We start from the raw sequence: 10271 nt of genomic DNA, 5'->3' as shown, positions 1-10271 counted from the left end.
ACACCGATTCTTCGAAAGGCGTCCCTTGTGGACAGTCGCGCGACGCGCCCCGCCTCAGCGGGGAGCTTCTCGCCTGCCGCCAGACAGCGAGCCGATCTCGCCACGTTTGCCTTACCCCTCAATAGAACGACCCACATCACTCACGACCCCCTCGCCAAACCCCGCAACTCGCCCAAATCGGGCACATTTGTCTCGAAAAGCGTCCCTTATGGACAGTCGGGAGCCAGGTGAGGCCCCCTTTTGCGTAAACCCGCTCCCGCCGGGTCCGCCACGACACGTTCGCCTTGACCCGCTCTAGTAATGGAGCCGACCAGCAGTTATGCGACTTCGCCGGGACCCTGGCCCTAGACGCAGTGAAGGCCTCCTTCATGTACTTCGGCAAGGCCAGTGCGGTGCCGCGTCACCCAGCCCACCGCCTCGCCCGAGACACGACACGTTTGCCTTACCCCCCAATAGAACGACCCACATCACTCACGACCCCTTCTCGGAACCGTGCAAGTCCCCCAAACCGGGCACATTTGACTCGAAAAGTGTCCCTTATAGACGGTCAAGAGCCGGGTGAGGCCTTTTGCGTGAAGCCCGCTCCCGCCGGGGCCACCACGACACGTTCGCCCTGTTCCGCTCTAGCGGCGGAGCCGACCAGCAGTTATGCGACTTTGCCGGGACCCTGCCTTGAGAGTAGGGAAGGAGGCCTTCACGGCAGGGCCCCGGCAATGTCGGCGGGCTATCGGTTCGACGATGAAGGAATTGGGACGATGAGTGTCCCGATTTCCCGCGTCGTCGCACGAGTCGCCCGGTGTCAGACCTTGATCAACGGAGGATCCGGGACACTCAACGTCCCGAATCGTCCGTTGATCAAGCCGGTCACGACAGGTGACGGACAACCGGCAGAACGTAGGGAAGAAGGAGGCCTTCACGGCAGGGGCCCGGCAAAGGCGGCCAGCTACCCGCCCCCACCGCCCTTTCTCTCTCCGCGGGTGAATCCGCAGGTCAGGCGTCCTGCCGGGCCAACGCGGGGCCCAGCACGAACTCCGGGTCCACCTGCGCCGTGAGGTCTTCCCCGGCCCGCCCGCTGCCCCACGCCCGCGCGTTGCGGAGGTGGAACTCGACGCCCTGACGCTGGTAGCGCGCCCAGTCCCGCTGCTCGGCGTCGACGGTCGCGAGCATCGAGCCCAGCGTCTGGAGGTTGTGCGCCTCGAGTTCGCCGATCGGGCGCGCGCGGCCGCGTTCGGCGGCGCGGACGTGCCGCGAGTTCTCCATCCAGCCCAGCAGCGCGTCGCCGACCTCGTCGCGCAGGAACTCGATGTCCTCGTCTTCGGTCACCTTGTTGCCCACGACGACCAGTCGCACGCCGAAGTCCCGCGCGTAGTCGGCGTACTGCCGGTACACGCCGACGCTGCGCACGGTCGGCTCGCACACCAGGAACGTCACGTCGAATCGCGTGAAGAGGCCGGACGCGAACGCGTCGGCGCCGGCGGTCATGTCCATGACCACGTATTCGCCCGCGTCGTCGATCATGTGGTTCAGCAGCAGTTCCGCCGCGCCGACCTTCGAGTGGTAGCAGGCGACGCCGAGGTCGTCCTCGTCGAACTGTCCGGTGACGCCGAGCCGCACGCCGCCGAACTCGCGGAAACAGGCCTCGAAGATCGGGTTGTCCTCGAACGGCCGGACCAGCCGCGATCCGCGTCCCGGCGGAGTCGTCTTGATCATCGAGGCCGCGTCGGCGATCCGCGGGTTGTCGCCGCGCAGGTACTCCTTGATCAGGCCCATGTTGTCGCCCAGTGTCGGCCACGCGATGGCCTCTTCCTCGCTCGCGCCGAGCGCGACGGCGAGGTGCTGGTTGATGTCCGCGTCGATCGCCAGTACCGGTTTCCCGGCGCCGGCCAGGTACGCGGTGAACAGCGACGCCAACGTGGTCTTGCCGCTGCCGCCCTTCCCGACGAACGCGATCTTCACGCCACGGCCCTTCCTGTCGTTTTGAAAAGGGTATCGGTTTTCATTTCGGCCCGTAACGTACACCCGACCGGCCCGCACCCGAACGGGCGATCAACCGGTCCGGATCGAGATAGGGTTGGGTGGTGCCTCCACTCGTGATCAGGACACACACGGCCGGAGGGGACTTCGGTCGCCTGCGGGCCGAGTTCTTGCTGCCGGAGACGTTCGGGCCCGACGTGCTCGCCGAGGCGGAGGCGGCGGTCGTCGACCCGCTCGAGTCGGCGGGGGACCGCGAGGACGCCACCGGTCTGCCCTTCGTCACCATCGATCCGCCCGGTGCCAAGGATCTCGACCAGGCGGTGCTGATCGAGCGCGTCGAGGGCGGCGGATTCCGCGTCCACTACGCGATCGCCGACCTGGCCGCGTTCATCCCACCGGGTGGTGCGCTCGACAAGGAAGCGCGACGCCGCGGGCAGACGCTCTACCTGCCGGACGGAAACGTGCCGTTGCACCCGCCGGTGTTGTCCGAAGGCGCGGCGAGTCTGCTGCCGGGGGAGACCCGGCCCGCCGTGCTGTGGACCATCGATGTCGACGCGGGCGGAGAGCCGACGGCGACCAACCTCCGCCGCGCCTTGGTCCGGTCGACCGAGCAGTTCGACTACGAAACCGTCCAGGCCTCGATCGACGCGGGTACCCCGCATCCGTCGGTCGCCGCGCTGCCGGAGCTGGGCCGCTTGCGCCGCGAACTCGCGGTCCGGCGCGGCGCGGTGGAACTGCAGTTGCCGGAACAGGAGATCAACGGCGACCCCGACGGCGGCTGGGTGCTGGTCCAGCGGCCGCGCAACGACGTCGACGCGTGGAACGCCGAGATCTCGTTGCTCACCGGGATGGCGGCGGCGAAGCTCATGATCGACGCCAAGATCGGGGTCCTGCGGACCCTGCCCGCCCCGGAGCCCGAAGCGGTCGATTGGCTGCGCCGGTCCGCGCAGGCGCTCAACATCGAGTGGCCCGAGGGCAAGAGCGTGTCGGAGTTCCTCGCCGCGCTGGATCCCGGCCAGCCCGCCTCGATGGCGCTTTTCGCCGACACCACCCGTCTTCTGCGCGGCGCCGGGTACACCTCGTTCGACGGTGAACTGCCCGCCTTGACCACGCACGCCGGCATCGGCGGCGCGTATGCCCACGTCACCGCGCCGATCCGGCGGCTGGTCGACCGGTTCGCCACCGAGATCTGCCTGGCCGTGAGCGCCGGCCGCGAGGTGCCCGCGTGGGTCCGCGCGGCGCTTTCGGAGGTGCCGGAGCAGATGACCGCGTCCGACACGCTGGCGGCGAAGGTCGAACGTGCCTGCATCGACCAGGTCGAGGCCTGGGTCATGGCCGAGCACATCGGCGAGGAGTTCGGCGCGATCGTCCTGCGGGCCGACGAGAACAAGGCGGAGATCCTGATCGAGAACCCGCCGGTGATGGGCAAGTGCGCGGGCGAGAAGCTGCCGGAGGGCGAGCGGATCCGGGTCCGGCTCACCGCGGTGGACGTCGACAAACGGAAACTCTCCTTCGAGCGCGCATGATCGACGATCTCGGCGAAGTCGTCCCGTTGCGCGAGCCGGCGTCGCGGGTGGTCTCCCTCGTGCCGTCGCTGACCGAGGCCGTCGAGGTGAGCGCGCCCGGCAGACTCGCCGGTGCCACGGACTACTGCACCCATCCGGTGGATCTGGACGTCCCGCGGGTGGGTGGCTCCAAGTATCCGAATGTGGCCAAGGTGCTCGAACTCGAACCGGATCTCGTGCTGGCCAACTCCGAAGAGAACCGGCCGGAAGACGTGGAACGCCTGCGCGCCAACGGAATCCCGGTCTGGGTGATGGAGGCGTCGGCCACCGTGCCCGCCGCGCTGGGCTCGATCCGGCGGATACTGACGCAGGCCTACGACCTCGCCGAGCCGGACTGGCTGGTCGAGGCCGAAGAGGTGTGGCGGGAGACGCGGCCGGAGCGCTTCAGGGCGGTCGTGCCGGTCTGGCGGAAGCCGTGGATCGTGCTCGGCCGGGACACCTTCGGCGGCGACGTCCTGCATCGCGTCGGGATCGGCAATGTCTACGCGGACGACGAAGAGCGCTACCCGCGTCCCAAGCTCGAAGAACTCCAGGCGCGCTTCGCGGCCGGGGACGCGAACTTGCTCGTCCTGCCCGACGAGCCCTACGAGTTCACCGCCGACGACGGCCCCGAAGCGTTCCCCGGTGTGAAGCACGTCCTGGTCTCCGGGCGCTACCTGACCTGGTACGGCCCTTCGCTCGTCGAGGCCCACTCCCACCTCACGCATTTAGTCCTCTAAATGCGGTAGTTCGTCGTACGAACCACCGCATCCAGAGGACTAAATGCGGGCTTCTCGGTGGGGTTAGAGGGTCAGGCCGGTCAGGACGGTGACGCGCTCCTCGGTGAAGTCGGCCATCGCCGACGCCGGGCCCTCGCGGCCGACGCCGGAGTCCTTCACGCCGCCGTAGGGCATCTGGTCGGCCCGGAAGCTCGGCACGTCGCCGACGAGCACACCCCCGACGCGCAGCTTCGCGGACACATCGAAGGCGGTCGGCAGGTCGCGGGTGAACACCCCCGCCTGTAGCCCGAAGCGCGAGTCGTTGATCCGCCGCACTCCGTCGTCCACCGACTCCACCCGCGTGATCGACACGACCGGCCCGAAGACCTCGTCGGCCATCACAGCCGCGTCCTCCGGCACGTTCGCGAGCACGGTCGGCTCGACGGTCGCGCCGTCGCGCTTCCCGCCGGTCAGGAGTTCGCCACCCGCGTCGACGGCCGCGGCGATCCACGACTCCACCCGGGAAGCGGCGTCGGTGTTGATCAGCGGTCCGACGTCCACGCCGTCCGCCCGAGGGTCACCGGTCCCGAGCGCCCGCACCTGCTCCAGCACCTTCGCCCGGAGCTCGTCGTAGACGTCGGCGTGCGCGTACACCCGCTGCACCGAGATGCACGACTGCCCGGCCTGATACATCGCGAACGTCGCGATCCGCTGCGCCGCGAAGTCCAGGTCAGTCCAATCAGGACAGACGAGGACCGCGGCGTTGCCGCCGAGTTCGAGCGCGACGTGCTTGCGTGGGACGCTGTCGCGGATGCCCCAGCCCACCGGCACGGAGCCGGTGAACGACACGACCGGCAGCCGCGGATCGGAGACCAGCCGAGCCGATTCCTCGTTGCTCACCGGGAGAATCGACCAGCTTCCGGCAGGCAGGTCCGTCTCGGCGAGGATCTCGCCGAGCAGCAGCGCGGTCAGCGGCGTCGCGGGCGCGGGCTTGAGCACGATCGGCGCCCCGACCGCGATCGCGGGCGCGACCTTGTGCGCCACCAGGTTCAGCGGGAAATTGAACGGCGTGATGCCGAGAACCGGGCCCTTCGGCACGCGGCGCACCAACGCCAGCCGTCCGGTGCCGCCCGGATCGGTGTCGAGCCGCTGCAGGTCACCGGAGAACCGGCGCGCCTCCTCCGCCGCCCAGCGAAACGTCGACGCCGCCCTGCCGACCTCGCCGCGCGACCACTTCAGCGGCTTGCCGGACTCGGCGGTGATCAGCCGCGCGATCTGTTCGGACCGCTCACCCAAGACTCGGGACACGTGGTCCAACGCGCCCGCTCGGACGTGGGCGGGCAGCGTCGCGAACTCGTCTTGTACGTCGTGCGCCGCCTGCACGGCGGCCTCGATGTCCGAAGTGGACGGAACGTGGTGTGAGCCCGCCTCACTTCCGTCGAAGGAGTGACGGACGACGACGGTCTCGCCGCTGGTGACCGGCTTTCCGGCTACCCAATAAGGAAAGGTGCTCACTTGACGGCCTCCGTGCGGACAGCGTGCTCGAGGACGGACAGGCCCTCGTCGAGCAGTTCGGTGGACAGGGAAAGCGGCGGCAGCAGGCGGACGACGTTCCCGTAGGTGCCGCAGGTGAGGACGACGACTCCGGCCTGGTGACAGGCCTGCGCGATGCGTTTGGTCAGGTCGGCGTCCGGTTCGGTGGTGCCCGGCTTCACGAACTCGGCGGCCAGCATCGCGCCACGGCCGCGGACGTCGCCGATCACACCGGTTTCCGCGGCCAGCGCCCGAAGTCGCGGCAGTACCGTGTTCTCGATGCGCTTCGCCGACGCCGCGAGGTTCTCCTGCCGCATGACCTCGATCGAACCGAGCGCCGCGGCGCACGCGATCGGGTTACCGCCGTAGGTTCCGCCGAGCCCGCCCGGTCCGACGGCGTCGAGCAGTTCCGCGCGGCCGGTGACCGCCGCGAGCGGCAGCCCGCCCGCGATGCCCTTGGCGGTGGCGATCAGATCCGGCACGACCTCCTCGTGCGTGGAGGCGAACCACTCGCCCGTGCGGCAGAAGCCGGTCTGCACCTCGTCGGCGACGAACACGACGCCGTTTTCGGCGCACCACTTCGACAACGCGGGCAGGAAGCCGGGGGCGGGCTCGATGAAGCCGCCCTCACCCTGCACCGGTTCGAGGACGACGGCCGCGACCTGGTCGCCGCCGATCTGCTTTTCGATGCGGTCGATGGCGATCCGCGCCGCTTCGGGACCGGACAGGCCATCGCGGTACGGATACGACCCGGGGACGCGGTAGACCTCGGGCGCGAACGGGCCGAAACCGTGCTTGTAGGGGATGGACTTCGCGGTCAGCGCCATCGTCAGGTTGGTGCGGCCGTGGTAAGCGTGGTCGAACACGACGACCGCCTGGCGGCCGGTCGCAGCGCGGGCGATCTTCACCGCGTTCTCGACGGCCTCGGCGCCGGAGTTGAACAGCACCGAACGTTTCTCGTGGGTGCCGGGCGTCAGCTTGTCGAGTGCTTCGCACACCTCGACGTATCCCTCGTACGGCGTGACCATGAAGCACGTGTGCGTGAACCGGCCCACCTGCTCGCGGACCCGGTCGACGACGGCGGGAGCCGCGTGGCCGACGTTGGTCACGGCGATACCGGAGCCGAAGTCGATCAGGACGTTGCCGTCGACGTCGGTGAGCAGGCCGCCCTCGGCGGAGGTGATGTAGACGGGCAGCACCGAACTCACGCCCGCGGCGACGACGCCGGCGCGTCGTTCCTGCAGGGCGCGCGAGGCGGGGCCGGGGATCTCGGTGCGCAGCCTGCGCTGGGTTTCGGTGGTGGCGGTCACGGCCAGACTCCTGCGGACGCGGGGGACGGGGTCGCACTCCAGGATGGGAGCCGCGCCGAGGCACGTCAGCTCGACATCTTGTCGATATCGGCGCGTAAAGTTGGCCAACATGGCACTGACGCTCCGCGCCCTCGCGGCCCAACGCCCGCTCGGCCTGCGCGTGCGTGCCGCCGAGGGCGGACTCGACCGGCCGATCGGCTGGGTCCACCCCACCGAACTGACCGATCCACAAGCCTTCCTCGAAGGCGGCGAACTCCTGCTGACCACCGGCCTCGCCCTCGATGAGACCACATCGCCCGGGTACATCCGGCGACTCGTCGACGCCGGGGTGGCGGGGCTCGGGTTCGGTGTCGGCCTCAGCCACGAGACGATCCCTCAGTCCCTTGTGGACACCGCCGAAGAGGTCGGGCTCCCGGTGCTCGAAGTGCCGAGGAAGACGCCGTTCATCGCGATCACGCGGGCGGTCTCCCGTGCGGTCGCCGCCGACGAGTACGCCTCGCTCGTGCGCACCGGCAAGGGGCAGCAGGAGCTGACCAGGACCGCCGTCGGCAAGGGCGGTCCGGGTGGGGTGGTGCGCAAACTGGCGAAGCTGGTCGACGGCTGGGTGCTCCTGCTCGATTCGGCGGGTGCGGTCATCGAAGCGTCGCCCGCGGCGGCCCGGCATTTCGCCGACGAAATGCGTGAAGATCTCCCGCGGCTGCGGGCGGGCACGCTGGTGACGGTGGTGGGGGAGCACGACGTCGTCCTGCAGACGCTCGACACCCGTGCTCGCGGTGTGCTCGCCGTCGGCACGCGTGAGCCGCTCGACGCCGCGGGTCAGCACATCGTCAACACCGCGGTCTCACTGCTTTCCCTTGCACTGGAACAGAACCGGGAACACGTCGGCGCGCTCAGGCGGCTGCGGTCCGGGACGATCGACCTGCTCGCCGCGGGCCAGGCCGAACTCGCCACCAGGACGATGAAGACGCTCTGGGGTGCGGTGCCGGAAGCGCCGTGGCCGGTGCTGGCCGTCACCGGTCCGGCCGCCGCGCGCCGGTCGCTCGCCGACGCGCTCGACGCCGAAGTGGCCGGAGACAAGGTGTTCTTCGGTGAGTCAGGAGCGTTCGTGGTCGCGCTCGGCGACGTTGAGGTGGTCTCCCGGCTGGCATCCCGGATCGGCGGGCTGCACGCCGGACTCGCCGACCCGGTGTCCACAGTGGATTTCCCGGCCGGGCTCCGTCAGGCGAAGCAGGCGGCGGAAGCGGCGAAGGCCGAGCGATCCGAGTTGGTCCGGTTCGCCGAGCACGCCGGTCAGGGTCTCCTGGAGCTGGTCGATTCCCAAGCGGCCCAAGCCTTCTCGGACAGCCTGCTGGCACCACTGCGGCAGCACGACGAAACCGGCCGCGGCGCGTTGGTCGCCTCGCTGACCTGCTGGCTCGAACACCACGGCCACTGGGATCTGGCGTCCGCACGGCTCGGCGTGCACCGGCACACCTTGCGCAACCGTATGCGCAAGGTCGCCGAACTGACCGGCCGCGACCTCGATTCACCCGGCGTGCGCGCGGAGTTCTGGCTCGCGCTGCAGGTCAGCGCTCGGATCTGACCAGCGCGATCGGCGAGTCCCCGCAGCGCCGGAGGTGCGTGCCGTTCTCCGTCGTGACCGGTTCCGCGCCGGAGGACCACCATGCCGGGACGTCGACATCGCGCACCAGCGAACCGGTCGCCTGGCGAGCGTTGTTCGACACGATGACCCGGCCCTGGGCGTTGACCAGCGCCGCGCGGCCGCCGAGTCCGCGTAGTTTCGGCTGCAGCAGGCGTTCGACCTCGCGTACGTAGATGTCCGCGCCGACGACACCCGCGAAAGACCCGCTTCGCTGGACAGGGACGGTGAACGTCAGGGTGTATTCGTCGGTGCAGAGGTAGTCGACGTACGGGCCGTTGATGTGACGGCGGCAGGTGTCACGCGGCACGGTGAACCACGACTGGCGGGTGTAGTCGAGGAAGTGCTCGCTGTCCGGATCGAGGCTGATGACCAGCTGAGCGGGTTCGGCGTCGCCGGTTTCGGTCCACCACTCGAAGCCGAATTCCTGATCGGCCAGCGCGTTCGGCGCACTGATGAACCCGGCACCGACCACGAGGCCGCCGAGGACGTCGAAGACCTGCGGCCGGAGCCGGGTCAGGTCTTCGACGGTGGCGTCGGCGGATTCGGCCAGCAACCCCTCGGCGACGGCCAGAACCGGCTTCAGCCTGCCGAAGACGTCCTCGACCAGTGCGGATACCTGCTCGACGACCTCGGAACCGGCGGACGGTGTGTCGTTCACGATGTTCACCTCGGTTGCGCGGATGCCGCAGCTTAAGGGGCCAGAAGGTCTAAATGCACGTCCGCCAGCCGGTCTATCGCTTCGAGGATGTGCTCCTCGGTGAGCTTCCTGGCCAGTTCGCCATCGGCCTGCGCGATGGCGGAGGTGATCGCGAGGTGCTCGGCGTAGGCGTTCTCGCGGGTGCCGTGCGGTTCGAGCGGCAGCCACAGCAGACCGCCTCGCTCGCTCTGCAGCTGCACTTCCTCCCTCGTCAGCCGCGGTGACTGCGCGGCCGCGGCGACTTCGAGGTGGAACTGGCGTTCGGCGCGGGATGCCTCCGTGCCGGTCGCGGTGCGGATGTCCTCGGTCGCCAGTTCGAGCCGCTCGATGTCCTCCGGTGAACTGCGCTCGGCGGCGAGTTTGGCCGCGGCCCCGGCGATGGCCAGGTAGTGGTCGCCGACGTCACGCAGGTCCGACAGCGAAACCGTGCGAAGGCGTTCTCGCCACGAAGCGGCCGAAGGGTTCACGGGCGTCTTCACGAAGCTTCCGCCGCCCCGCCCGCGACGGGTCTCGACAAGTCCCTGCTGGCGTAGGGCGACCAGCGCTTCGCGAACGGTCACGGTCGAGACGCCGAACTGAGCGGCCAGTTCGGCTTCGCTCGGCAGCTGTTCGGAGTCGGCCAGCAGCCCGAGCGTGATGGCGTCGACCAGCCGGGCGGTGACCGCTTCCGCCCGGCCGATCTGGTCCAGCGGCGCGAACATCGCTGACCGCGCGCTGTGCGACAACCCCTTACGCATGGTGGCCCTTCACCCGTACCGCTACCCGATGGAACCAATCTTGCCCCATCGTCTTGTCATTTAACCTATGGACTTATATGTTTTAGCTCGCTTGCCGCCCCACAAGGGAGCAAGG

General features: G+C 69.2%; 8 protein-coding genes. 3 read left to right on the top strand and 5 right to left on the bottom strand.

The window, feature by feature from the left end; all coding sequences use genetic code 11:
• Positions 1–990 precede the first annotated feature (990 nt).
• Entirely contained in the window at positions 991–1956 is a 966-nt protein-coding gene (locus ACZ7KI_RS35540; protein WP_470277402.1) for an ATP-binding protein, read from the bottom strand.
• A 134-nt stretch (positions 1957–2090) separates the two neighbouring features.
• Between ACZ7KI_RS35540 and ACZ7KI_RS35535 the strand changes: the two genes are divergently transcribed.
• A complete protein-coding gene (locus tag ACZ7KI_RS35535) occupies positions 2091–3500 on the top strand; it encodes an RNB domain-containing ribonuclease (protein ID WP_470277405.1) in 1410 nt (469 codons plus the stop codon).
• The gene (locus ACZ7KI_RS35530) at positions 3497–4258 is read left to right on the top strand and encodes a helical backbone metal receptor (RefSeq protein WP_470277401.1); all 762 of its coding nucleotides are present in this window, start codon (positions 3497–3499) and stop codon (positions 4256–4258) included. The genes ACZ7KI_RS35535 and ACZ7KI_RS35530 overlap by 4 nt, the downstream gene beginning before the upstream one ends.
• Before the next feature lie 63 nt (positions 4259–4321).
• Here the strand turns inward: ACZ7KI_RS35530 and ACZ7KI_RS35525 are convergent, their stop codons facing one another.
• Positions 4322–5752 carry an aldehyde dehydrogenase family protein gene (locus ACZ7KI_RS35525; protein ID WP_470277400.1) on the bottom strand — a complete coding sequence of 477 codons (1431 nt, stop codon included), beginning with the start codon at positions 5750–5752 and terminating at the stop codon, positions 4322–4324.
• Entirely contained in the window at positions 5749–7080 is a 1332-nt protein-coding gene (gene gabT, locus ACZ7KI_RS35520; protein WP_470277399.1) for a 4-aminobutyrate--2-oxoglutarate transaminase, read from the bottom strand. Before gabT ends, ACZ7KI_RS35525 begins: the two co-directional genes overlap by 4 nt.
• Positions 7081–7189: 109 nt before the next feature.
• On the opposite strand from gabT, the gene ACZ7KI_RS35515 reads away from it, so the two are divergent.
• Complete coding sequence (locus tag ACZ7KI_RS35515) at positions 7190–8662, top strand: PucR family transcriptional regulator (RefSeq protein WP_470277398.1); 1473 nt, start codon at positions 7190–7192, stop codon at positions 8660–8662.
• Here the strand turns inward: ACZ7KI_RS35515 and ACZ7KI_RS35510 are convergent.
• On the bottom strand, positions 8646–9380 hold the full coding sequence (locus ACZ7KI_RS35510) for a cache domain-containing protein (protein ID WP_470277397.1): 735 nt from the start codon (positions 9378–9380) through the stop codon (positions 8646–8648). The genes ACZ7KI_RS35515 and ACZ7KI_RS35510 overlap by 17 nt on opposite strands.
• Before the next feature lie 32 nt (positions 9381–9412).
• Entirely contained in the window at positions 9413–10156 is a 744-nt protein-coding gene (locus ACZ7KI_RS35505; protein ID WP_061989133.1) for a FadR/GntR family transcriptional regulator, read from the bottom strand.
• Between the last annotated feature and the right edge of the window lie 115 nt (positions 10157–10271).

The organism is Amycolatopsis sp. NPDC039088 (genome assembly GCF_055598845.1).
Note: the sequence above shows the minus strand (reverse complement) of the source record. Positions and strands in the feature narration are given on the sequence as shown.